This window comes from Streptomyces sp. NBC_00637 (genome assembly GCF_045161545.1).
In the GTDB taxonomy this organism is placed as follows: Bacteria; Actinomycetota; Actinomycetes; order Streptomycetales; family Streptomycetaceae; genus Streptomyces.
Window position 1 is genome coordinate 6,255,441 of the sequence record NZ_CP109046.1, and the last position, 21,982, is coordinate 6,277,422.

General features: G+C 72.1%; 23 protein-coding genes and 1 riboswitch. Of the genes, 12 read left to right on the forward strand and 11 right to left on the reverse strand.

Features of this window, described 5'->3' with window-relative positions; translation table 11 throughout:
* Positions 1-9: 9 nt before the first annotated feature.
* From macS to OG440_RS27400, 3 genes are all read left to right on the forward strand, one after another.
* Positions 10-1,236 (forward strand): MacS family sensor histidine kinase, encoded by a 1,227-nt coding sequence (gene macS, locus OG440_RS27390; protein WP_406009440.1) that lies wholly within the window; start codon positions 10-12, stop codon positions 1,234-1,236.
* Entirely contained in the window at positions 1,233-1,913 is a 681-nt protein-coding gene (locus OG440_RS27395) for a response regulator (RefSeq protein ID WP_406009441.1), read from the forward strand. Before macS ends, OG440_RS27395 begins: the two co-directional genes overlap by 4 nt.
* A 146-nt stretch (positions 1,914-2,059) precedes the next feature.
* The gene (locus tag OG440_RS27400; protein WP_406009442.1) at positions 2,060-3,088 is read left to right on the forward strand and encodes a 6-phosphofructokinase; all 1,029 of its coding nucleotides are present in this window, start codon (positions 2,060-2,062) and stop codon (positions 3,086-3,088) included.
* A gap of 40 nt (positions 3,089-3,128) precedes the next feature.
* On the opposite strand, the gene OG440_RS27405 is transcribed toward OG440_RS27400, so the two are convergent.
* Together OG440_RS27405 and OG440_RS27410 are read right to left on the reverse strand one after the other, a co-directional pair.
* Positions 3,129-5,021 carry an anthranilate synthase family protein gene (locus tag OG440_RS27405; protein ID WP_406009443.1) on the reverse strand — a complete coding sequence of 631 codons (1,893 nt, stop codon included), beginning with the start codon at positions 5,019-5,021 and terminating at the stop codon, positions 3,129-3,131.
* Between the two features lie 115 nt (positions 5,022-5,136).
* Entirely contained in the window at positions 5,137-5,193 is a 57-nt protein-coding gene (locus OG440_RS27410; RefSeq protein WP_071528813.1) for a trp operon leader peptide, read from the reverse strand.
* Positions 5,194-5,289: 96 nt separating this feature from the next.
* Here OG440_RS27410 and OG440_RS27415 point away from each other — a divergent pair, with 96 nt between their 5' ends.
* Both OG440_RS27415 and OG440_RS27420 read left to right on the forward strand, forming a co-directional pair.
* Positions 5,290-6,642 carry a class II 3-deoxy-7-phosphoheptulonate synthase gene (locus tag OG440_RS27415; protein WP_406009444.1) on the forward strand — a complete coding sequence of 451 codons (1,353 nt, stop codon included), beginning with the start codon at positions 5,290-5,292 and terminating at the stop codon, positions 6,640-6,642.
* Positions 6,643-6,765: 123 nt separating this feature from the next.
* Entirely contained in the window at positions 6,766-7,017 is a 252-nt protein-coding gene (locus tag OG440_RS27420; protein WP_406009445.1) for a bacterioferritin-associated ferredoxin, read from the forward strand.
* A gap of 17 nt (positions 7,018-7,034) precedes the next feature.
* On the opposite strand, the gene bfr is transcribed toward OG440_RS27420, so the two are convergent.
* The gene (gene bfr / locus OG440_RS27425; protein WP_406009446.1) at positions 7,035-7,514 is read right to left on the reverse strand and encodes a bacterioferritin; all 480 of its coding nucleotides are present in this window, start codon (positions 7,512-7,514) and stop codon (positions 7,035-7,037) included.
* 195 nt (positions 7,515-7,709) lie between these two features.
* Here bfr and OG440_RS27430 point away from each other — a divergent pair, with 195 nt between their 5' ends.
* Positions 7,710-8,342, forward strand: a complete 633-nt coding sequence (locus tag OG440_RS27430; RefSeq protein WP_406009447.1) for a sulfite oxidase-like oxidoreductase — start codon at positions 7,710-7,712, stop codon at positions 8,340-8,342.
* A gap of 21 nt (positions 8,343-8,363) precedes the next feature.
* Here the strand turns inward: OG440_RS27430 and OG440_RS27435 are convergent, their stop codons facing one another.
* The 5 genes from OG440_RS27435 to thiO all read right to left on the reverse strand — a co-directional run bounded on the left by OG440_RS27435 (position 8,364) and on the right by thiO (position 13,575).
* Positions 8,364-9,242, reverse strand: coding sequence for a deoxyribonuclease IV (locus OG440_RS27435; protein WP_406009448.1), 879 nt, complete (start codon positions 9,240-9,242; stop codon positions 8,364-8,366).
* Positions 9,243-9,287: 45 nt separating this feature from the next.
* On the reverse strand, positions 9,288-11,228 hold the full coding sequence (pknB, locus tag OG440_RS27440; protein WP_406009449.1) for a Stk1 family PASTA domain-containing Ser/Thr kinase: 1,941 nt from the start codon (positions 11,226-11,228) through the stop codon (positions 9,288-9,290).
* A gap of 137 nt (positions 11,229-11,365) precedes the next feature.
* On the reverse strand, positions 11,366-12,160 hold the full coding sequence (locus tag OG440_RS27445) for a thiazole synthase (protein WP_406009450.1): 795 nt from the start codon (positions 12,158-12,160) through the stop codon (positions 11,366-11,368).
* Positions 12,161-12,163: 3 nt separating this feature from the next.
* Positions 12,164-12,364, reverse strand: a complete 201-nt coding sequence (gene thiS, locus OG440_RS27450) for a sulfur carrier protein ThiS (RefSeq protein ID WP_406011470.1) — start codon at positions 12,362-12,364, stop codon at positions 12,164-12,166.
* Between the two features lie 44 nt (positions 12,365-12,408).
* The gene (thiO, locus tag OG440_RS27455; RefSeq protein ID WP_406009451.1) at positions 12,409-13,575 is read right to left on the reverse strand and encodes a glycine oxidase ThiO; all 1,167 of its coding nucleotides are present in this window, start codon (positions 13,573-13,575) and stop codon (positions 12,409-12,411) included.
* Positions 13,573-13,683, reverse strand: a riboswitch (TPP riboswitch). It overlaps the preceding gene by 3 nt.
* 52 nt (positions 13,684-13,735) lie before the next feature.
* Here thiO and OG440_RS27460 point away from each other — a divergent pair.
* The 6 genes from OG440_RS27460 (at position 13,736) to OG440_RS27485 (ending at position 18,693) form a co-directional block, all read left to right on the forward strand.
* A complete protein-coding gene (locus tag OG440_RS27460) occupies positions 13,736-14,086 on the forward strand; it encodes a hypothetical protein (RefSeq protein ID WP_406009452.1) in 351 nt (116 codons plus the stop codon).
* A 77-nt stretch (positions 14,087-14,163) separates the two neighbouring features.
* Positions 14,164-15,366, forward strand: coding sequence for an NAD(P)/FAD-dependent oxidoreductase (locus OG440_RS27465; protein WP_406011471.1), 1,203 nt, complete (start codon positions 14,164-14,166; stop codon positions 15,364-15,366).
* Positions 15,367-15,425: 59 nt separating this feature from the next.
* The gene (locus tag OG440_RS27470) at positions 15,426-15,791 is read left to right on the forward strand and encodes an Rv2175c family DNA-binding protein (protein WP_020129955.1); all 366 of its coding nucleotides are present in this window, start codon (positions 15,426-15,428) and stop codon (positions 15,789-15,791) included.
* Positions 15,792-15,867: 76 nt separating this feature from the next.
* Complete coding sequence (gene thiE, locus OG440_RS27475) at positions 15,868-16,515, forward strand: thiamine phosphate synthase (protein ID WP_406009453.1); 648 nt, start codon at positions 15,868-15,870, stop codon at positions 16,513-16,515.
* 169 nt (positions 16,516-16,684) lie between these two features.
* Positions 16,685-17,608 carry a methylenetetrahydrofolate reductase [NAD(P)H] gene (gene metF / locus OG440_RS27480; RefSeq protein ID WP_406009454.1) on the forward strand — a complete coding sequence of 308 codons (924 nt, stop codon included), beginning with the start codon at positions 16,685-16,687 and terminating at the stop codon, positions 17,606-17,608.
* Between the two features lie 56 nt (positions 17,609-17,664).
* Positions 17,665-18,693, forward strand: coding sequence for a hypothetical protein (locus tag OG440_RS27485; protein ID WP_406009455.1), 1,029 nt, complete (start codon positions 17,665-17,667; stop codon positions 18,691-18,693).
* 98 nt (positions 18,694-18,791) lie between these two features.
* On the opposite strand, the gene OG440_RS27490 is transcribed toward OG440_RS27485, so the two are convergent.
* The 3 genes from OG440_RS27490 to OG440_RS27500 all read right to left on the reverse strand — a co-directional run bounded on the left by OG440_RS27490 (position 18,792) and on the right by OG440_RS27500 (position 21,980).
* Positions 18,792-20,264, reverse strand: a complete 1,473-nt coding sequence (locus OG440_RS27490) for a phytoene desaturase family protein (RefSeq protein ID WP_406009456.1) — start codon at positions 20,262-20,264, stop codon at positions 18,792-18,794.
* A gap of 38 nt (positions 20,265-20,302) precedes the next feature.
* Positions 20,303-20,920 carry a DUF4126 domain-containing protein gene (locus OG440_RS27495; protein ID WP_406009457.1) on the reverse strand — a complete coding sequence of 206 codons (618 nt, stop codon included), beginning with the start codon at positions 20,918-20,920 and terminating at the stop codon, positions 20,303-20,305.
* Positions 20,921-21,353: 433 nt separating this feature from the next.
* On the reverse strand, positions 21,354-21,980 hold the full coding sequence (locus OG440_RS27500) for a TetR/AcrR family transcriptional regulator (RefSeq protein WP_406009458.1): 627 nt from the start codon (positions 21,978-21,980) through the stop codon (positions 21,354-21,356).
* Between the last annotated feature and the right edge of the window lie 2 nt (positions 21,981-21,982).

The window sequence follows — 21,982 nt, forward strand, 5'->3', positions numbered from 1 at the left end:
GGGGGACGGATGGCCAGGCGCGAGAGAGTCATGAAGATGTCGGTCGAGGTGCCGCTGTGGCGTGCGCTCGCCGGCTACCGGGTGCTCACCATGCTGTACGCGGTGGGGTTCTTCGCCACCGCGTACGACGGGTTCGCCCGGCCCTGGGTGGCCGTCGGCTACTACTGCGTCCTGTCCGTCTGGACCGTGGCCACCCTGCCCAAGGTCGCGAGCGCGGCGAGCTGCACCAAGCGCTTCCTCGCCGCCGACCTCACCGTCGCGCTCACCGGCATCCTGCTCACGACCGTCGCCGACACCCACGAGCGCATCCAGTCGGGCGGTCCGACGCTGCCGTCGATATGGACCGCCGGCTCCGTCCTGGCGTTCGCCATCAAGGGCGGCTGGCGCTGGGCGGCGTTCGCGTCCACGGCCGTCGCGGTCGCCAACCTGGCCGAGCGCGGTACGCCGGCCCGCGACACCGTCCACAACGTGATCCTCGTCTGGGTCGCCTCCATCGCCATCGGCTACGTCGTCGAGGTGGCCCGCGCCTCCGAGCGCACCCTCGCCCGCGCGCTGGAGATCGAGGCCGCGACCCGGGAGCGGGAGCGGCTCGCCCGGGACATCCACGACGGCGTGCTCCAGGTGCTGGCCATGGTGCAGCGGCGCGGCGCGGTCCTCGGCGGTGAGGCGGCCGAACTGGGCCGGATGGCCGGCGAGCAGGAGGTCGCGCTGCGCACCCTGGTGGCAGGTGGCCTCGTGCCCGTGTCGCGGGTGTCGCGGGACGCGGCCGAGGGTGCCGTCGTGCGGGCGGTCGAGGAGCCGGCGGAGCAGTCCGGCCCGGTCGACCTGCGCTCGCTGCTCGCCGGCTTCGCCGCCGCCCGCGTCAACCTCGCCGAGCCGGGCGCCCCGGTGCTGCTGCCGGCGCCCGCCGCGAGGGAGCTGGCCGCGGCGGTCGGGGCCGCCCTGGACAACGTACGCAGACACGCCGGGGAGGACGCCCGGGCCTGGATCCTGGTGGAGGACGAGCCCGACGAGGTGATCATCACCGTGCGCGACGACGGGCCCGGGATCCCCGAGGGGCGGCTCGCGCAGGCCGAGGGCGAGGGGCGGCTCGGGGTCGCCCAGTCGATCCGGGGCCGGCTGCGGGACCTCGGCGGCAGCGCCGAGCTGATCTCCACCCCGGGGCAGGGCACGGAGGTCGAACTGACGGTGCCGAAGGAGAAGAACGTGCGGCGGGGGAAGGCGGGACAGCGATGAGCAGGCAGCAGGATCCGATCAGGGTCATGGTGGTCGACGACCACCCCATGTGGCGCGACGCCGTCGCCCGGGACCTCGCCGAGGCCGGCCTCGACGTGGTCGCCACCGCGGGCGACGGCGAGCAGGCCGTGCGCCGGGCCAAGGCCACCACGCCCGATGTGCTGGTGCTGGACCTGAACCTGCCGGCCAAGCCCGGCGTCCAGGTCTGCAAGGAGGTCGTCGCGGCGAACCCGGCCCTGCGGGTCCTGGTGCTGTCGGCGAGCGGTGAGCACGCCGACGTGCTGGAAGCGGTGAAGTCCGGCGCGACCGGCTACCTGCTGAAGTCGGCCTCCACGGAGGAGCTGCTGGACGCGGTGTGCCGCACGGCCGTCGGCGACCCGGTGTTCACCCCGGGCCTGGCCGGCCTGGTCCTCGGCGAGTACCGCCGGCTGGCCTCCGACCCGGGCCCCGCGGCGGGCGGCGGTGACGAACCGAACGCGCCCCGGCTGACCGACCGGGAGACCGAGGTGCTGCGGCTGGTCGCCAAGGGCCTGAGCTACAAGCAGATCGCCGAACGCCTCGTCATCTCGCACCGCACGGTCCAGAACCACGTGCAGAACACCCTCGGCAAGCTCCAGCTCCACAACCGGGTGGAACTGGTCCGGTACGCGATAGAGCGCGGCCTCGACGACGAGTAGCCGACGAGCAGTTGACGGGCGGCGACGGCCGCCGCGGTCAATTCCCCGGCGGTTCAACGGAATTGCACCCGCCGGGGCATATCTGTGTGACCTGGATCACCATTACCGTGACCTTCGTCGGCCAACCGCGGCGAAGGGACACTTCCATGCGCGTCGGAATACTGACCGGGGGCGGGGACTGCCCCGGCCTCAACGCCGTCATCCGGGCGGTCGTCCGCAAGGGCGTCCAGGAGTACGGCCATGAGTTCGTCGGGTTCCGCGACGGCTGGCGGGGCCCCCTCGAAGGGAGGTCGATCCGCCTCGACATCCCCGCCGTACGCGGCATCCTGCCCCGCGGCGGCACGATCCTCGGCTCCTCGCGGACCAACCCCCTCAAGGAGGAGCACGGCATCCGCCGGATCAAGGACACCCTTGCCCGGCAGGGGATCGGGGCCCTCGTCACCATCGGCGGCGAGGACACCCTCGGGGTCGCCGCCCGGCTCTGCGACGAGTACCAGGTGCCCTGCGTCGGCGTCCCGAAGACCATCGACAACGACCTGTCCGCCACCGACTACACCTTCGGCTTCGACACCGCCGTGGGCATCGCGACCGAGGCCATCGACCGGCTGCACACCACCGCCGAGTCCCATATGCGGGTCCTGGTCGTCGAGGTGATGGGCCGCCATGCCGGCTGGATCGCCCTGCACTCGGGCCTGGCCGGCGGCGCCAACGTCATCCTCATCCCCGAGCAGCGCTTCGACATCGAGCAGGTGTGCGCCTGGGTGACCTCCCGCTTCCGGGCCTCGTACGCCCCGATCGTGGTCGTCGCCGAGGGCGCGATGCCAAGGGACGGCGACGTCGTCCTGAAGGACGGGTCGCTGGACTCCTTCGGGCACGTCCGGCTGTCCGGTGTCGGCGAGTGGCTCGCCAAGGAGATCGAACGGCGGACGGGGAAGGAGGCCCGTACGACCGTCCTCGGCCACGTCCAGCGCGGCGGCACGCCGAGCGCCTTCGACCGCTGGCTCGCCACCCGCTTCGGCCTGCACGCCATCGACGCCGTCCACGAGGGCGACTTCGGCACCATGGTCGCCCTGCGCGGCACGGACATCGTCCGCGTCCCGATCGCCGAGGCCACCGCGAGACTGAAGACGGTGGACCCGGCGCTCTACACGGAGGTCGGCGTGTTCTTCGGCTGACAGGCCGCCGCCGGACCGCTGACAGGCCGCCGCCGGACCGCTAACGGGCCGGCCGCGGCTCCGCGCATACCCGGGTCAGCAACTCCCGCACCACGGACACCCCGTTGATCGTCAGCACCGACTCCGGATGGAACTGGACCCCGGCGACCGCGTTGAGGGGCGCGCCTTCGGCACGGCGAGGCCCGCGCAGCGCGTGCACCTCGCCGTTCGCGGCCCGGCTCACCTCCACCCCGTGCGCGGCCAGCTCCCGCAGCGCCTCGTCGTCGCACACCGCCACGAAGCTGTTGTAGAACCCGACGGTCTCCGCCCGCCCGAACAGGTCCACGGTCGTCTGGGCCCCCTGGTACGGCACCTCCTTCCGTACGATGTCCAGCCCCAGCTCCGCCGCGATCAGCTCGTGCCCGAGGCAGACCCCGAGGACGCCGTGCCGGTGCTCCCGGATCACCCGCGCGGTCAGTTCCCGCAGCGACCGCATCTTCGGGTCGCCCAGATCGGACGGATCGCCGGGGCCGGGGCCCAGCACGACCGGCCCCTCGTGCGCGAGCACCGACTCCGTCAGCCCGGGCTCGTCGTAGCGCCGGACGCTCACCTCCAGACCGCTCGACCGCAGCACGTGCGCGAGCATCGCGGTGAAGGTGTCCTCCCCGTCGACGACGAGCGCGTGCCCGGTCAGCTCGTCCGTCCGCTCCTGCATCCGCAGCCAGAACGGCGCGAGCGAGGCCCGCCGTCCGTCCAGCGCCGCCCGCACCCGGGGGTCGTCGGCCAGCCGGGGCCGCACCCCGTCCGTGCGGGGCCGGCCCGGCCGGACGCCGAGCGCGGCCAGCACCCCCGCCGCCTTCGCGTGCGTCTCCGCGACCTCGCCCGCCGGATCCGACCCGCGGACGAGCGTGGCCCCCACCGGCACCCGCAGCCGTCCGGCCGCGTCGATGTCGGCGGTGCGGATGAGGATGGGGGAGTCGAGGGTCTGCGCCCCGCCCGAGTCCTTGCCCAGCAGGGCCAGCGCACCGGCGTAGTAGCCCCGCCCGCCGACCTCGTGCCGCTCGATGACCCGGCAGGCGTTCTGCACGGGCGAGCCGGTGACGGTCGCCGCGAACATGGTCTCCTTCAGCACCTCCCGCACGTCCAGCGAGGATTTGCCGCGCAGCTCGTACTCGGTGTGCGCGAGGTGCGCCATCTCCTTCAGCCGGGGCCCGATCACCACCCCGCCCATGTCACCGACGGTGCACATCATCTTGAGCTCCTCGTCGACGACCATCGACAGCTCCTCGATCTCCTTGCCGTCGGCGAGGAAGTCGAGCAGCCGCTCGGGCGTCGGACCCTCCGCGGGATAGCGGTACGTCCCGCTGATCGGGTTCATCACGACCGTGCCGCCGGACATCCGCACGTGCACCTCGGGGCTGGCGCCCACCAGTGTCCGCTCCCCGGTGTGCACGACGAACGTCCAGTAGGCACCCCGCTCGCCCTCGAGGAGCCGTCGGAAGAGGGCGAGCGCCTCGGCCCGGCCGAACCCCGGGATCCGCCCCCGGTACGTCCGCCGGATCACGAAGTTGGCCCCCTCGCCCCGGCCGATCTCGTCCCGCAGCACCCGCCCGACGATCTCCGCGTACTCGTCGTCGGCCACGTCGAAGCCGCCGTCCTCCACGCGCACGTCCCGGGCCGGGAGCCGGTCGAGGACCTCCGCCAGGGGCAGGACGTGGCGCTCTTCGGGAACCAGCACCGCCAGCGGGGTGCCGTCGTCGCGGACGTCGAAACCGCGTTCGCGGATCTGCCGGAAGGGAACGAGCGCCAGGCCCTCGTCGGGCAGGTCGGCGAGCCGGTCGTACGTGTCGACGGGGCCGAGCAGCACCTCCACCGTGTCCGCGTCATGGCCGGGGGTGCGGCGGCGGAGCAGGGCGAACGGGCGGTCGTCGTGCAGCAGCTGTGCCAGGTCCATGGGTTCCTCTTCCGTCGATCGCGGTGTCGATCGATGTCGGTATCGGTGAGGAACGGCCCCGGACACGCCGAAGGCCGCCCTCGGGCGGCCTTCGCGAAGTCTTGCGTACGCGCAGTCAGTGGGCCGCCGGATGAGCGGTCCACCACCAGTTCTGGGTCGAATGCGCGAACATGCGAGGCACCTTACCCCACGCGCACCTGAGCGCAGGGGCGTCTCACCTGTCGAGCCGGGAGAAAACGACTCGACACGACCCCGTAATGTGGAGGGCGTGACCGTGAACGCTAAGACCAGCGCCAGCGCTGGCAACACCTGGCGAGACCTGCCCGCGGCGCAGCAGCCCGAGTACCCCGACACCGAGGCTCTGCGCGCAGTGATCGCGGACCTCGAGTCGTATCCGCCGCTCGTCTTCGCGGGCGAGTGCGACCAGCTGCGCGCCCGGATGGCGGCCGTCGCCAAGGGAGAGGCGTTCCTTCTCCAGGGCGGCGACTGTGCCGAGGCCTTCGACGGCGTGTCCGCCGATCACATCCGCAACAAGCTGAAGACGCTGCTCCAGATGGGCGCCGTGCTGACGTACGCGGCCTCGGTGCCGGTCGTCAAGGTCGGCCGGATCGCCGGCCAGTACTCCAAGCCGCGCTCCAAGGGCACCGAGACCCGCGACGGCGTGACCCTGCCGACCTACCGGGGCGACTCGGTCAACGGCTTCGACTTCGACGAGGCGTCCCGCATCCCGGACCCCGAGCGGCTGAAGCGGATGTACAACGCGTCCGCCTCCACGCTCAACCTGGTGCGTGCCTTCACCACCGGCGGCTACGCCGACCTGCGCCAGGTGCACGCCTGGAACCAGGACTTCGTGAAGCAGTCCCCGTCCGGTCAGCGCTACGAGCAGCTCGCTCGGGAGATCGACCAGGCGCTGAACTTCATGCACGCCTGCGGGGTCGACCCGGAGGAGTTCAAGACGGTCGAGTTCTTCTCCTCGCACGAGGCGCTGCTGCTCGACTACGAGTCCGCCCTGACCAGGGTCGACTCCCGCACCGGGCGGCTGTACGACGTCTCGGCGCACATGGTGTGGATCGGTGAGCGCACCCGCCAGCTGGACCACGCGCACATCGAGTTCGCCTCGAAGATCCGCAACCCGATCGGCATCAAGCTGGGTCCGACGACCACGGCCGAGGAGGCGTTGCAGTACATCGAGCGCCTCGACCCCGACCGCGAGCCGGGCCGGCTGACCTTCATCGTCCGCATGGGCGCCGACAAGGTCCGCGACAAGCTGCCCGAGCTGGTCGAGAAGGTCAGCGCCTCGGGCGCGACCGTGGCCTGGATCACCGACCCGATGCACGGCAACACGTACGAGGCGGCCTCGGGTCACAAGACCCGCCGGTTCGACGACGTGCTCGACGAGGTCAAGGGCTTCTTCGAGGTCCACAAGGGCCTCGGCACCCACCCCGGCGGCATCCACGTGGAGCTGACCGGTGACGACGTCACCGAGTGCGTGGGCGGCGGCGACGAGATCTTCGTCGACGACCTGCACCAGCGCTACGAGACGGCCTGTGACCCCCGCCTGAACCGCAGCCAGTCCCTGGACCTGGCGTTCCTGGTGGCGGAGATGTACCGGGACCAGTAACCCGTCGGTCATGGCAATGGGGCGCGGATCACATACGATCCGCGCCCCACTCCACTTTTGTGCTCGCCACGTGCCGGGTAAGGTTAGGTTAGCCTTATTGATCTCGGCAGGAGGTGAGTCCGCGTGTTCGTCTGCAGCTGCTTCGGTGTGACCGAGGCGCAGGTCCAGCAGCACGCGGACAACGGAGCCTGCACCCCCCGCCAGATAGCCTCCGCCTGCAAGGCGGGCACGGACTGCGGGTCGTGCGTCCGTCGTATCCAGGCGATCCTCGGCCGCGGCGCCTGTTCGCGCCGGGACCTGGCCGACCAGGGCAGGCCGGTGCTCGCCGGACTCGAGAAGTACGAGGAGTTCGAAGACCTCGACGAGGCCGCCTAGGCGGAGCCGGCGGAGTCTCAGCTCTCCGGCTGCTCGATCAGCTGCGCGAGGTACAGCGCCTCACCGAGCTTCTCCACCAGTTCGAGCTGGGTGTCGAGGTAGTCGATGTGGTGCTCCTCGTCCGCGAGGATCGACTCGAAGATGTTCGCGGACGTGATGTCACCCTTTTCGCGCATCACCTTGATCCCGCGCCGCAGCCGGTCGATCGCCTCGACCTCGACCTGACGGTCGGCCTCGAACATCTCCTTGACCGTCTGTCCGACCCGCACGTGGAAGAGCCGCTGGTAGTTCGGCAGCCCGTCCAGGAACAGGATCCGGTCGGTGAGCACCTCGGCGTGCTTCATCTCGTCGAACGACTCGTGCCGCGTGTATTTGGCGAGCTTCGTCCAGCCGAAGTTCTCCTGCATCTTGGCGTGCAGGAAGTACTGGTTGATCGCGGTGAGCTCGCCGGTGAGCTGCTCGTTGAGGAACTCGATGACCTCGGGGTCGCCCTGCATCGCAGAGGCTCCTTCCGCATGGGGAATCGGGTGAGGATGGGGAGGCTGCCGCCGAAGCATGGCACCGGTGTCGAAGATCGTCCAGTAAGTGCGTACTTAGTAAGTTAGTGCATGCTTAGTAGCAGTTGCCCGATTCGGGATATGCCCGGTCATGGCTGGTCATGTGCACCGTCCGGGGTCTGTCAGGATGGAGTCATGGGTCAGCCGGTGGAGCGCGAATCTGGAGAAGAAGCAGTGTCCGAGCTTCCGCCGGGACAGCGACTCCAGCGCGGATGGCCCGTCACGCACTACGGCCCGGTGCCCAAGTTCCGACCCGAACGCTGGGAGTTCAGGGTCTTCGGCGCCACCGCCGACGGTGAGAAGCGCTGCTGGAACCACGAGGAGTTCACGGCCCTTCCGTACACGTCCGTCGTGGCCGATCTGCACTGCGTGACGAAATTCAGCATGCTCGGCGCGGAGTGGGGCGGCATCCCGGCCCGCACCATCCTGGAGAGCGCTCCGCCCGCCCCGAACGTCACCCATGTGATGGTGTGGGCCGAGTACGGCTTCAGCTCGAACCTGCGGCTGTCCGACTTCGCCGCCGAGCGCACGATCTTCGCCACCCACAAGGACGGCGAGCTGCTCACCGCCGAGCACGGCTTCCCGCTGCGGCTGGTCGTTCCGCACCTCTACGCGTGGAAGGGCCCCAAGTGGGTCCGCGGCGTCGAGTACATGACCGCCGACCGCCGTGGCTTCTGGGAGGAGCGCGGCTACCACAACCTCGGCGACCCCTGGAAGGAACAGCGTTACTCGTACCAGGAGGCGCCGGGCGACGGCCCGGAACTCTGATCCGCCCGCCGCGGCGGGGCGTCAGCCGTCCCGGAGCTTCTTCAGCCGCTCCACGTCCGCCGCGTGCCCCTCCTTGCCGCCGGGTGTCTCGATGATCAGCGGTACGCCGGCGGTGGCGGGATGGGTCATCAGCGCCCGGAACGGGTCCTCGCCGATGTGACCCGCGCCGATGTTCTCGTGCCGGTCCTTGTGGGCGCCGACCACGTCCTTGGAGTCATTGGCGTGGATCAACTTCAGCCGGCCCTCGCCGACCGTGTCCACCAGCAGATCCAGGGTCTGGTGCATACCGGCCGGGCCGGTCAGATCGTGTCCGGCCGCGAAGATGTGGCAGGTGTCGAGGCAGACGCCCAGCCTCGGATGGGCGTCCAGCGCGTCGAAGTACGGCCCGAAGTCCCAGGTCCGGGAGCAGAGCGAGGCGCCCTGGCCGGCGGTGGACTCGAGCAGCAGGAACGGGTCGTCGTCGTGGGTCAGTTCGTCCAGCAGCGGCAGCAGGTACTCCCGCACCTGCTTCAGCGCCACCGACCGGTCCCGCCCGCCCGTCGCACTCCCCGTGTGCACGACCACGCCCAGCGCGCCGATCTCCCGCCCGCGGCGCAGCGAGTGCCGCAGCGACTCCACCGACCTCTCGGCCGTCGCCTCGGTGTGCGAGCCGAAGTTGATCAGGTACGGCGCGTGTACGTAGGCCGGGACCGACCGCGCCGCGCACGCCTCCCGGAAGGCCTCGTCCTGCCGCGGGTTGCCGACGGGAGTGGCCCAGCCGCGCGGATTGGCGACGAAGACCTGGACCGTCTCGGCGCCGAGGTCGTGCGCGTACGACATGCCCACGTCGTGCAGACCACCGGCCACGGGGACGTGACCGCCGACGGGATTACGGGAGGGGAAGGGGGCTCGGGAACTCACCCGATCAGGGTGTCATGCCCCGCGCACCGCCCCGGCACCAGCCGGTCACCGGATGGTGATGGTGATCGTCGATCCCTTGGGCGCCGTGTCGCCGCCGTCCACGGACTGGCTCTTCACGGTGTCGCCGAACAGGCCCAGCAGCCCCCGGTCCTCCTTGACCTCGAACCCGGACTGCTCCAGGAGCGACGTGGCGTCGTCGACGCTCGCGCCGACCACGTCCGGGACCTCGACCATCTCCGGCCCCTTGGACACCGTCAGCGTCACCGTGTCGCCCTCGGCCGCCTCGGCGCCCTCCTCCGGGGACTGCGTCGCCACCAGACCCTTGTCGAACTCGGAGGTGACCTGCCCGGTGGCGACCTTCACCTTCAGGCCGGCCTCCTCCAGCTCGGCCTTGGCGTCGTCCAGGGGGTCGCCGGTGACGTCCGGGATGTCGATCGGGGCGCCCTTGCTGACCACGATCGAGACCGCGGTGCCCGCGTGGCGCTTCGTGCCCGCCTCCGGGTCGGTGCTGATCACGAAGCCCTTGAGCACGTCGTCGCTGAACGCCTTGGTGACCAGTCCCGGCTCCAGGCCGTCCGTCTTCAGCAGTTCCTCGGCCTTGTCCAGGCGGGAGCCCTTCACATCGGGCACCTTCACGATCTCCGGGCCGTCGGAGACGGTGAGCGTCACGGAGTCGTGCTTGCGGATCCGGGCGCCCGGCTCGGGATCGGTGTCCATGACGGTGCCGCGCTTCACGGTGTCGCTGTGCTCGTGGCGCACCTTGCCGACCTCGAGGCCGGCGGCCTCCAGGCGGGTCCTGGCCTCCGCCTCCTTCTGCGTCAGCACCGCGGGGACCTTGGTGAACTGGCCGGAGTTGATGTACCAGACACCGGCGCCCACGCCGAACACCAGCAGCACGGCGGCGACGAGCGCGAGCACCCCGCGGCGGGGCCGTGCGGTACGGCGCCGGGGCGGCAGGGGCGGCCCGCTCTGGAAGCGTGAGGTGCGGTTGAGCGGGTCCTCGCCGTCCGCGGGGTCGTCGTCGTTGACCGGCAGCGGACGGGGGACGGTGAGCGAGCGCGGGATCACGCTCGTCCGGTCCTCGGCGTTGTCGTGTCCGGCGGAGACGGCCTGCGGCGGCATCGCGTCGAGCTGGTCCACGCTGAGCGCGGCGCGCGCCTCCCGCGCCTGGCCGAGCAGCGCGACGGCGTCGTACGGCCGGACGCCGGGGGTACGGGCGGTGGCCGACGCCACGAGCTCGTCCAGCTCGAACGGCATCCCGGGTACGAGGGCGGACGGCGGCGGCACGTCCTCGTGGAGGTGCTTGTAGAGCACGATCGCGGGGGAGTCGCCGTCGTGAGGTTTCTCACCGGTCAGCATCTCGTAGAGCACCACCCCGCACGCGTACACGTCGACGCGGGGGTCGGCGGCGCCGGGCTGCTCGATCTGCTCGGGGGCCAGATAGGCGACGGTGCCGAGCACGGCTCCCGTGGTGCTGGTCACCGTGTCGACGGAGCGGACCAGACCGAAGTCCGCGACCTTGACCCTGCCGTCGTCCCCTATCAGCACGTTCTCGGGCTTCATGTCCCGGTGCACGAAACCGGCCCGGTGCGCGGCGCCGAGCGCGGCCAGCACGGGCTCCAGGATGTCGAGCGCGGCCCGCGGCTGGAGCGCCCCGCGCTCCCGGAGGACGTCCCGCAGCGTGCACCCGGCGATGTACTCCATGGCGAGGTAGACGTACGACCCGTCGGCACCCTGATCGAACACCTGAACGACGTTCGGGTGGGCGAGCCGGGCGACGGACTTCGCCTCGCGGATGAACCGCTCGACGAACGCCGCGTCGGCGGCGAGCGCCGGATGCATCACCTTGAGCGCGAGCACGCGGTCCAGGCGGGTGTCCACGGCCCGGTAGACCGTGGCCATCCCGCCGACCGCGATCCGCGCCTCTACGCGATACCGGCCGTCGAGCAGTCGCCCGACCAGCGGGTCCTGAAGGGTCGTGTCCACGCAGGTGAGTCTACGAGCCGCCGCTGACACCGCCGCCGGTTCCACCGCGATCGCAGCGCGACTGGAGCCGACCTGTGACGCAACCCACGGGTCCCGCGACCCCCGTGTCCGGAGACCGGACGGTAGCGGCGCGGCGCTCAGAACGCGGGGCGCTCGGGGTCCAGCACCGCCCGGCCCTCCACGGGCGACGACGCCTCGGCGAAGTAGCGGGGCGGGATCCGTCCGGCCAGCCGGGCCAGCCGTCCCGCCTCGACGCCGGCCCGCATGGCCGACGCCATCCGCTCGGGTTCGCGGGCCCGCGTCACCGCCGACGCCAGCATCACCCCCGCACACCCCAGCTCCATCGCCAGCGCGACGTCCGACGCGGTGCCCGCCCCCGCGTCCAGGATCACCGGCACGCGCGCGTGCTCGACGATCAGCTGGAAGTTGTGCGGGTTGCGGATGCCCAGGCCGGAGCCGATCGGAGAGCCCAGCGGCATCACCGCGGCGCAGCCCACGTCCTCCAGCTTCCTGGCCAGCACCGGATCGTCGTTCGTGTACGGCAGCACCGTGAACCCGTCGTCCACCAGCGTCTCCGCCGCCTCCAGCAGCTCGATCGGGTCCGGCAGCAGTGTGCGCTCGTCGGCGATGACCTCGAGCTTGATCAGATCGGTGCCCAGCGCCTCCCGCGCCAGCCGGGCCGTCAGCACGGCCTCCCCGGCGGTGAAACAGCCCGCCGTGTTCGGCAGCACCCGGATACCGAGCCGCTCCAGCACCGACAGCACGGAACCGTGCACGGACGGGTCCACCCGGCGCATCGCGACCGTCGTCAGCTCGGTCCCGGACGCCACCAGCGCCCGCTCCAGCACCTCCAGGCTCGGCGCGCCCCCCGTACCCATGATCAGCCGGGACGAGAAGGACCTGCCCGCGAGGACGAAGGGATCGTCGGCCATGGCTCAGCCCCCCTGGACGGCGGTGAGGACTTCCACCCGGTCACCCTCGCGCAGAGCCGTGGACGGCCACTGCGCGCGCGGGACGACGGTCTCGTTGAGCGCGGCGGCCACCCCGGAGGGCGCCGGCGTCAGGGACCGCACGACGCTGTCGAGGGCCGTACCGGGAGCGCACTCCCGGCGCTCCCCGTTCACCGAGATGTTCACGCCGGCGCTCCTGTGGGCGTTCCCGTGGGCGTTTTCCTGGGGGTTCATGCGGGCTGCTCCGAGAGTGCGGCGGCGCCGAAACGCCGGGGCGTGAAGGGACGGGCCTCGTCCGGGAGCTCCCCGGTGGCCAGGGCGTGCGCCATCGCGTCACCCGTCACCGGCGTCAGCAGCACGCCGTTGCGGTAGTGGCCGGTGGCCAGCAGCAACCCCGCCAGCTCCGTCGGACCGAGCAGCGGCGCGTTGTCGGGGGACCCGGGCCGCAGCCCCGCGCGCGTCTCGGTGAGCGGCAGCTCGGTGATCCCCGGGACCAGCTCATGGGCGTCGCGCAGCAACGCGTACACACCCCCCGCCGTCACCGTGGTGTCCCAGCCCAGCTCCTCGCTGGTCGCGCCCACGACCAGCTCGCCGTTCTCCCGGGGGACCAGGTAGACCTGGCTGCCGCGCACCACGGCCCGCACGGTCCGGCTCAGGAACGGCGCGTAGCGCGGCGGCACGGTCAGCCGCAGCACCTGGCCCTTCACCGGCCGCACGGGAGGCAGCACGTCCTGCGGCACCCCCGCGAGCCGTCCGCTCAGGCTGCCACCGGCGAGCACCACCTGCCCCGCCTCCAGCGTCGTCCCGTCCAGGGTGACGACGCCCGTGGCGCGCTCGCCCGCGACGGTCAGCCGCTCGGCGCGCACCCGGTGGAAGACCACCCCGGCCCGTTCGCACGCGGTCAGCAGCGCCCCGGTCAGCCGCCGCGGGTCGATCTGGTGGTCGCCGTCCACCCGCAGCCCGCCCCGCACACCGGGCGCCAGCAGCGGCTCCAGACGCCGGCACTCGCGCCCGGACAGCCACTCCGACTCCAGCCCCGACCGCTGCTGAAGGGCGTGCAGTTCGCGCAGATGGGCACGGTCGTCGGAATCCAGCGCGACCGCGAGCGTGCCGCAGCGCCGGTAGCCGAGGTCGTGCCCGGTCAGCTCCGACAGCTCGGCCGCGAAGTCCGGATAGCGGCGGGCGGAGGCCAGGTTGAGGCCGAGCAGGGTCTGCTCGCCGTGGTGCAGTTCCGTGACGGCGGCCAGCATCCCGGCCGCCACCTGGGCGGCCCCGCCGCCCGGCGCCGGGTCGACCACCGCCGTGGCGAAGCCGCGCTGCGCGGCCCGCCAGGCCGTGACCAGGCCGATGATCCCGCCCCCGATGACGAGGACGTCTGACGTACGTGGAGACGACATGGGCGTCCAGCCCCTCCCTTCGCCGGCATGACCCGGATCAGGTTCGACGGTCGGAGGCCGCCAGCCTCCCTCTCAGCCCGGTGCGTCCGGACTCCCGCGTGTGCTCTAGGTTGGCCACCCTAGCCCGTGGTCCGGCGCCTCTGTAAGGGAGCCTTTCGACATGCCCCGCTCGTTGGACGGCCTCGTCCTCGCGCCCGTCGCCGACCAGGCCCCGGGTCAGGTCGGCACCCGCACCCGGTTCACCTACCACGAGCGCGGTGGCGAGATCTGGGCGGAATACGCGGGCGGCGACGTCGTACGCGGGCATCTGGTGGGTACCCGCGAAGGGGACCGGCTCGACTTCCGGTACGTACAGCTCAAGCACGACGGGACGACGTCCTCGGGGCACTGCGTCTCGACGGTCCTGGAGCTCGCGGACGGACGGGTACGGCTCGAGGAGAGCTGGGCGTGGGAGTCGCAGGAGGGCAGCGGCACCAGCGTTGTGGAGCAGGTCACGGCGCACGACGGCTGACTGACGATTCGTCAGCCGCCTAAGGTGATCAGGTGAGCGAGCAGAGGCAGGAAGAAGGCGGCCCGGCCGGGCGGCGCATGGTGGTCGTCGGCGCGGGCATGGCCGGGGTGCAGACCGCCGTGGCGCTGCGTGAACAGGGCTTCGACGGCACGGTGACGCTGATCGGCGCCGAGCCCCACCAGCCCTACGACCGGCCCCCGCTGTCCAAGGCCGTCCTGCTGGGCAACGCCGAGGGGTCCGCCTTCGACGTCGACTTCGAGGGCCTCGGCATCGAGCTGGTGCTCGGCCGCGAGGTCGACGGGCTCCGCCCCGCCGACCACGAGCTGGACACCGAGGCCGGGCCCGTCCCGTACGACGTGCTCGTCCTCGCCACCGGCGCCGAACCGATCCGGCTGCCCGGCGCCGAGGGCGTGCCCGGCGTGCACCTGCTGCGCACCCTGGACGACGCCGAACGGCTGCGGCCGGTGCTCGCCCGGCAACACGACGTCGTGGTCGTCGGCGCCGGCTGGATCGGCGCCGAGTTCGCCACGGCCGCGCGGGAGGCGGGCTGCGCGGTGACCGTCGTCGAGGCCGCCGACCGGCCGCTGGCCGGGGCCCTGCCCGCCGAGGTCGCCGCCCCCATGGTCGCCTGGTACGCCGACAGCGGCATCGATCTGCGCACCCACGCGCGCGTGGAGCGCGTCGAGCCCGGCGCGGTCGTCCTGGACGACGGCTCGCGGCTGCCCGCGGGCGCGGTGGTGGTGGGCATCGGCGCCCGCCCGGCCACCGCCTGGCTGGCCGGCTCCGGCGTCGCGCTCGGCGCACAGCGCGAGGTCGTGGCCGACGCCCATCTGCGGACCTCCGTGCCCGATGTGTACGCGGTCGGCGACTGCGCCTCGTTCCCTTCGGGACGGTACGGCGAGCGGCTTCTCGTCCATCACTGGGACAACGCCCTCCAGGGACCGCGCACGGTCGCGGCGAACATCGTCGGCGCCGCCACCGACGAACCCCTGGCCGTCTACGACCCGGTCCCGTACTTCTGGTCCGAGCAGTTCGGCCGCTTCGTCCAGTACGCCGGACACCACGTCGACGCCGACCGGGTCCTGTGGCGCGGCGACCCCTCGGGGCCGGCCTGGTCGGTGTGCTGGCTGCGCGAGGACCGGCTGGTCGCCCTGCTGGCCGTGGGCCGGGCACGCGATCTCGCCCAGGGCAAACGGCTGATCGACGCGGGCACCCCCATGGACCCACGGCTTCTCGCGGACCCGGCGAGGCCCATGAAGGCGGCGACGGCCGCGGCCTGAACCCCTGGTCGGACCGGCCCGGCTTCCGACTGTCGGCGGCAGATGGCAGGCTTGTTCCCGTGACCGAGATTGACGCAAAGACCGATGCTCTCGTCCCCGCCTGGCTCACCGTGCCGGACATCGCGGAGATGCTCGATGTCGACGTGATCCGCGTCCGGCAGCTGATCAAGGACGGCCAGCTCATCGCCGTACGCCGTGGCGAGAACCGCGCCCTGCACATTCCCGCCGCCTTCATCGACGGGGACAAGGTGGTGAAGGGTCTGGTCGGGACCCTCACCCTGCTGCGGGACGACGGCTTCAAGGACGAAGAGATGCTCGAGTGGCTGTTCACCCCCGACCCCAGCCTGCCCGGCACGCCCGCGCAGGCGCTGAGCGAGAATCGCGGCACGGAGGTGAAGCGTCGCGCCCAGGCGCTCGCCGTCTGATCCGCGTACCGAACCGACACATCCGGCGTACGGGGGCGCCCGCTCCCGTACGCCACCGCCCTGGGGGGACCTCCGTATGCCCGACACCGCCCGCACCCGCCTGGCCGACTCCGTGCTGTACCTCTGCACGGACGCCCGCACCCGCCAGGGCGACCTTCCGGAGTTCCTGGACACGGTCCTCGCGGGCGGCGTCGACATCGTCCAGTTGCGTGACAAGGGCATCGAGGCGGCCGAGGAGCTGGCGTACCTCGAGGTGTTCGCCGACGCCTGCGCCCGGCACGGCAAGCTGCTCGCGGTCAACGACCGCGCGGACGTCGCGCACGCGGCCGCCGCCGATGTGCTCCACCTCGGACAGGGCGACCTGCCGGTCCCCGCGGCCCGCGCGATCCTCGGCGAGGACGTCCTGATCGGCCGCTCCACGCACTCGGAGGCGGAGGCCGGGGCCGCCGCCGTCCAGGAGGGCGTCGACTACTTCTGCACCGGTCCGTGCTGGCCCACCCCCACCAAGCCCGGCCGGCCGGCCCCCGGCCTCGACCTGGTCCGGCACACGGCCGCCCTCGGTACCGACCGCCCCTGGTTCGCCATCGGCGGCGTCGACCTCGGCAACCTGGACGAGGTACTGGCGGCGGGCGCCCGGCGGGTCGTCGTGGTCCGGGCGATCACGGACGCCGACGACCCGGGTGCCGCGGCGGCGGAGTTCGCGAAGCGGTTGCGCGCGGTGTGACCCGCTCCGCCCGGCCCGCCGTGCCTGCCCCCGGCCTGCCGCGCCTCCCCCCGGCGGTATGGCCGGTACTTCCGGTGCGGCCGTCCAAGGGATGGACAACAAGTCGACAATCCGGACAAATTTCCCGCATCCGGTTGGGGGACCGCCCACCCCTGGCTAACCTGCGGGTATGGCCCTAGGAACCGCATCGACCAGGACGGACCGCGCGCGCACCGTGCGCGACATCCTGGCGACCGGCAAGACGACGTACTCGTTCGAGTTCTACGCGCCGAAGACGCCCAAGGGCGAGCGAAGCCTGTGGAACGCGCTGCGCAGGGTCGAGGCGGCCGCCCCCGACTTCGTCTCGGTGACCTACGGTGCCGGCGGCTCCACCCGGTCGACCACGGTCAGGGAGACGGAGCAGATCGTCGTCGACACCACCCTCACACCGGTCGCGCACCTCACCGCCGTGGACCACTCCATCGCCGAACTCCGCAACATCATCGGCCAGTACGCCGACGCCGGGATCCGCAACATGCTCGCCGTGCGCGGCGACCCGCCCGGCGACCCCATGGGTGACTGGGTGCCGCACCCCCAGGGCCTGACGTACGCGGCCGAACTCGTCCAACTCATCAAGGAGTCGGGCGACTTCTGTGTGGGCGTCGCCGCCTTCCCCGAGATGCACCCGCGCTCCGGCGACTGGGACACGGATGTCGCGCACTTCGTCGACAAGTGCCGGGCCGGCGCCGACTACGCCATCACGCAGATGTTCTTCGAGCCCGAGTCGTATCTGCGGCTGCGCGACCGGGTCGAGGCGGCCGGCTGTGTGACTCCGGTCATCCCCGAGGTCCTCCCGGTGACGAGTGTGAAGATGCTGGAAAGCCTGCCCAGGCTCAGCAACGCCCGCTTCCCGGCCGCCCTGAAAGAGCGGATCCTCACAGCCAAAGACGATCCGTCCGCTGTACGCTCCATTGGGATCGACTTCGCCACGGAGTTCTGCGCACGGCTGCTGGCCGAGGGAGTGCCCGGACTGCACTTCATCACGCTCAACAACTCCACGGCGACGCTGGAAATCTACGAGAAGCTGGGCCTGCACCATCCGCCGCAGGCCTAGACCGGTCGCATTCACATACGACACACTGCGTAGCGGCCACTGTGAGAGGGGCGTACATGGGCTGGACGGTCCTCTACATCGCGTTTGGTTTCGTCGCGCTGTGGCTACTCGGAGAGGTTCTGCTCCAGTACAAGGCGCGCCTGCGCTGGCGTCTGCTGGCCTTCGTCGGCTTCCTCGGCGTCGTCCTCGGTGTCCTGATCCCGTCGGTCGTCGTCATCGCGCTGGGCGCGGCCGCCTTCGCGGTCGGCCAGACCTACGTCACGCTGTCGTTCCGGCGCGGCTTCGCGGAGGGCTGGGCCTTCCGGCGCGGGGACACGGACACGGACGGTGAGGGCGCGCCCGTCACCAAGCGCCGCCGCGGCAAGGCCGAGCGGGGGGACCCGACGCTCGAGGTCTCCGGCCTGGAGGCGGGCGAGGCCGGGCTCGGCTCCGACCCGCAGTACGGCACCGACGACGCGGCGTTCGGCCAGGACAGCAACGCCTTCGGCGACAAGGGCGCCTTCGGCGACGACGACTACGACCGCGACGACGTCTTCACCCCCGCGGCCCGCGGCACCGACCCCTCGGCCGCCGAGACCACGTCCGTGTACGAGCCGCAGCCCCTGCCCGACGACACCGGCTCCTACGGCATATACAGCGACGCCGCGTACGCGGCCGCGAACGGCCAGGGCCAGTCGCAGGGCCAGCCGCAGGACCAGTACGCGACGGCCGCCCAGGGCGCGGACCAGAACTACGGGTACGACACGTACTCCGGGTACCAGCAGCAGTACGGCTACGACGCCACCGGCGAGCAGCAGTACGCCGCCTACTCCGACCCGTACATCGGCACCCAGACCTACGGCGGCGGCTCCTACGACGCCGGTTACGGGCAACAGCAGTACGGACAGCAGCAGTACGGGCAGGAGCAGTACGGCACCGGCGGCTACGGGGAGACCCCGGCCGGCGGCGTCTGGGTCCCGCAGCAGCGCAACACCGACGACCCGCTGGGCGGCGAACTCCCGCCCGAGCAGCAGTACTACCAGGGCGACGGACAGCAGCAGGGGCACGGCCAGGGCACCGGCTACGACGAGCAGTATCGGTTCTGACGGCCGCGTTTCCCCGGCAACGCCTCCTGGCGGGGGCTCAGGGTGCTTCGGGAACTCCGGGGGCTCCGGGCGCCTCGGACGCTCACTCGCTCACTCGCTCACTGCGAGCCCCGGAACTGCGGGCCCTCCACGATCAGCCCGGACACCAGCGCGCCCGACATGCCCGCGTGCGGAAGTCCGCCGCCCGGATGCGACCAGCCACCGACGGTGAACAGGCCTTGCAGGCCAGTGGAGTTGGCCGGGTGCAGCAGCCGCCCTCCGGCCGCCGCCAGGGCCGGCGCCGGGACCGCCCCGCCCGCCGCGCCGGTCTCCCGCGCGATATCGGCCGGGGTGCGCACCTCGCGCCACAGGACGCGGTCGCGCAGACCGGGGACGGCTCGCTCGGCGGCCGCGACCAAGGCGTCCACCTCCTCGTCGTGAATCTCCGCACCCGCGGGGACCACCGCACCGAGCGTGACCGCCTCATGGCCGCCGTCCGGGACCAGGGCCGGGTCGTCGGGCCGCAGAACCGTCACCGTCGGCCGCCCGGGCACCGACGGGGCAACACCGAAGAGGCTCTCCAGCTCGCCGTCACGGTCCACCGAGTGCACCACCGTGCGGTGCGCGGTCCCCTCCGGCCGGGCGCCGCGCAGCGCGAGCAGTACGGTCAGCCGGCTCGGCAGCCCCTGCTGGGGGGCGACCTCGCCGTCCACGCGGACGGGCAGACCGCCGAAGCCGCCCGGAGCGACCACGAAGTCCGCCTCGCGCGCCTCGCCGTCGGCGAGTTCCACGCCCACCGCCCGGCCGTCCTTTTCCAGGATCCGGGTGACCTCCGCGCCGAAGACGAACTCCACCCGGCGGGCCAGACACCGCTCGTGGACCGCACGGGCCAGTTCGCGCATCCCGCCGCGCACGTACCAGGTCCCGAAGGCGTGTTCCATGTACGGCAGCACGGCCGCGCTCGCCGGGGTGGTCCGCGGGTCCAGGCCGTACGCGAGCGCGTGGCCCTCCAGCAGCGCGGTGAGCCGCGGGTCACGCAGCTCCCAGACCCCGACCTCGGCAAGGGTGGCCGCCCGGCGGGTGCGCAGCAGGCGCTTGTGCGGGACCGCCGGGTAGGGCTCGCGGGCCGCCAGCACCGACCAGTCGTCCCACAGCGGCTCCTCCAGGAGCGGTCGGCGGGTACGGTCCCAGGCCTCGCGGGCGCGGACCAGGAAGTCGCCCCAGCGCTGCCCGGCCGGTGTCCCGAGCGCCTCGTCCAGCGCCGTGACGACCCCCGCGCGCGAGGCGTTCGGCAGCGCCACCTCGGTGCCGTCCGCGAAGACGTGCCGTGCGGACGGATCGACCTGGACCAGCTCGACGCAGGCCTCCAGCGGCTCCTTGCCGGTCTTGACGAAGAGGTCGCGGTAGACGGCGGGCAGAGGCAGCAGACCGGGACCGGTGTCGAAACCGAAGCCGTCCCGTTCGAAGCCGCCCACCGCTCCGCCGTACGTCCGCGTCCGCTCGTACACCGTCACCCGGTGGCCCGCGACGGCCAGCCGGGCGGCCGCCGTCAGCGCGCCCATCCCGGCGCCGATCACCGCAATCCCTGCCATGCCCGCGACTTTATCGGCCACCACCGACAGTCACGCCGTCAGGCCGGTGGCGGCGGCCACGGGAGCCGGGTGAGCCGGCGTTCCTCCCGCCGCTGGGCCCTGCGCCGCAGGAACCGGCGGATCCGCGAGACGAGGAAGAAGAGGACCGTCAGACCGGCCAGCAGCAGGAACCCCGCGATGGCCGCGGCCGTCGCCGGGTGGAACATCGCGAACGTCACGATCCCGGCGACGCCGAGATCCTCCGCCAGGCTCACGACCACGTTGCTGAACGGCTCCGGCGAGGAGTTCACCGCCATCCTGGTGCCCGCCTTGACGGCGTGGCTGGCCAGCGCCGTCGAACCGCCGAGCACGCCGGCCGCCACGTCGGAGAGCGAACCGCTCTGCCCGGCGAGCACCGCCCCGACCCAGGCTCCCGCCGCCGGCCGCACAAGCGTGTGCACGGTGTCCCACGCGGAGTCCACGTACGGGATCTTGTCGGCCACCGCCTCGCACAGGAACAGGACGCCCGCGGCGACGAGCACCTCGGGGCGCTGGAGCGTCTCGGGGACGTCGTCGCTCAGGCCGGTGGCGCCGAACACGCCGAGCAGCAGCACCACCGCGTAGGCGTTGATGCCGCTGGCCCAGCCGCTGGTGAACACAAGGGGGAGTACGGACACGGACGCGATCGTAACCAGTCGGCCGCGCGGCGTCCTGGGGATGAGTGCGCAGAGCTGAGTACGCGTACCTAGTGGGTGAGTTGAGTACGCGCGCGGATGGGGGCCGACCTGCGCGAACGAGAGAGTGGTGGCACGGAAAGAGGCGCGGCTCCGGCACCGGCGACACGGGGCGCCGGAACGGAGCGGCCCTCGATCCGCTCCTTCCGTCGGCAGGCTCGGCGGAAGTGAGGCGCGGGGGGCACCCCGGGGGAACGACCGAACGGGGGACAACGGGGGAGGGAACGGGGGAACGGGGGAACGGGGGAGCACCAGGAAGCGCCGGTTCGAGGCGGCCCACGGGGGACGTGGCCACCGCGGACCGGCGCTTTCGTGCGCCCACGCGCGCGTGCGGCGGTTCGGCCTCCCGGCCGGCCGCCCCACGCGCGCATGCGTGCTACCGGGTACCGCTCACTCGCCCCTGGAGCAGCCGGGACAGCGCCGAGTGGACGTCGTCCAGGGACCGCTCCGGCTGGAAGGCCTGCCAGTCCAGCGCGGCCACCAGCACCATGCCCACCAGGGCGGCCGCCGTCAGCTGGACATCGATCTCGGAGCTGAACTCGCCGTTCTCGACGCCTTCGCGCAGCACCCCCTCGACGACGGCCACCGCCTCCTGCCGGACCACCATGAGGGTGGACTGCCAGGCCCGGTTGGTGCGCCACAGTTCGGCCACGTAGAGCTGGGTGAAGGACGGGTAGCGGTCGATGAAGACGAGGCCCGCGCGGACCATCGCGTCCAGGGCGTCGACCTTGGTGCCGCCGTCCCGCGCGGTGCGCTCGGCCGCCTCCCGCAACGAGGCGGTGAGGAGGCCCACGCCATGCCTCAGCAACTCCTCGAAGAGGACCGACTTGCTCGCGAAGTTGTAGTAGACCGTGCCCTTCGCGACGCCGGCCCGTTCGGCGATCTCGTCCACGGTCGTCGCGGAGAAGCCCTGCTCGGCTATGAGCGTGACGGCTGCCTCGTAGAGCTTCTGCCGGGTGGCCTCGCGGCGGGTGCGGCCGCCCGGGGTGGTGCTGCTTTCCATGG

What these genes read in the sequence shown, in the direction of transcription:
- bfr (WP_406009446.1), bottom strand. Translation starts at nt 7,514, where the DNA reads ATGCAGGGCGACCCCGAGGTCATCGAGTTCCTCAACGAGCAGCTCACC.
- OG440_RS27400 (WP_406009442.1), top strand. Translation starts at nt 2,060, where the DNA reads ATGCGCGTCGGAATACTGACCGGGGGCGGGGACTGCCCCGGCCTCAAC.
- OG440_RS27430 (WP_406009447.1), top strand. Translation starts at nt 7,710, where the DNA reads ATGGGTCAGCCGGTGGAGCGCGAATCTGGAGAAGAAGCAGTGTCCGAG.
- macS (WP_406009440.1), top strand. Translation starts at nt 10, where the DNA reads ATGGCCAGGCGCGAGAGAGTCATGAAGATGTCGGTCGAGGTGCCGCTG.
- OG440_RS27500 (WP_406009458.1), bottom strand. Translation starts at nt 21,980, where the DNA reads ATGGAAAGCAGCACCACCCCGGGCGGCCGCACCCGCCGCGAGGCCACC.
- OG440_RS27465 (WP_406011471.1), top strand. Translation starts at nt 14,164, where the DNA reads ATGGTGGTCGTCGGCGCGGGCATGGCCGGGGTGCAGACCGCCGTGGCG.
- thiE (WP_406009453.1), top strand. Translation starts at nt 15,868, where the DNA reads ATGCCCGACACCGCCCGCACCCGCCTGGCCGACTCCGTGCTGTACCTC.
- OG440_RS27490 (WP_406009456.1), bottom strand. Translation starts at nt 20,264, where the DNA reads ATGGCAGGGATTGCGGTGATCGGCGCCGGGATGGGCGCGCTGACGGCG.
- OG440_RS27460 (WP_406009452.1), top strand. Translation starts at nt 13,736, where the DNA reads ATGCCCCGCTCGTTGGACGGCCTCGTCCTCGCGCCCGTCGCCGACCAG.
- OG440_RS27485 (WP_406009455.1), top strand. Translation starts at nt 17,665, where the DNA reads ATGGGCTGGACGGTCCTCTACATCGCGTTTGGTTTCGTCGCGCTGTGG.
- thiO (WP_406009451.1), bottom strand. Translation starts at nt 13,575, where the DNA reads ATGTCGTCTCCACGTACGTCAGACGTCCTCGTCATCGGGGGCGGGATC.
- OG440_RS27395 (WP_406009441.1), top strand. Translation starts at nt 1,233, where the DNA reads ATGAGCAGGCAGCAGGATCCGATCAGGGTCATGGTGGTCGACGACCAC.
- OG440_RS27405 (WP_406009443.1), bottom strand. Translation starts at nt 5,021, where the DNA reads ATGGACCTGGCACAGCTGCTGCACGACGACCGCCCGTTCGCCCTGCTC.
- metF (WP_406009454.1), top strand. Translation starts at nt 16,685, where the DNA reads ATGGCCCTAGGAACCGCATCGACCAGGACGGACCGCGCGCGCACCGTG.
- OG440_RS27445 (WP_406009450.1), bottom strand. Translation starts at nt 12,160, where the DNA reads ATGGCCGACGATCCCTTCGTCCTCGCGGGCAGGTCCTTCTCGTCCCGG.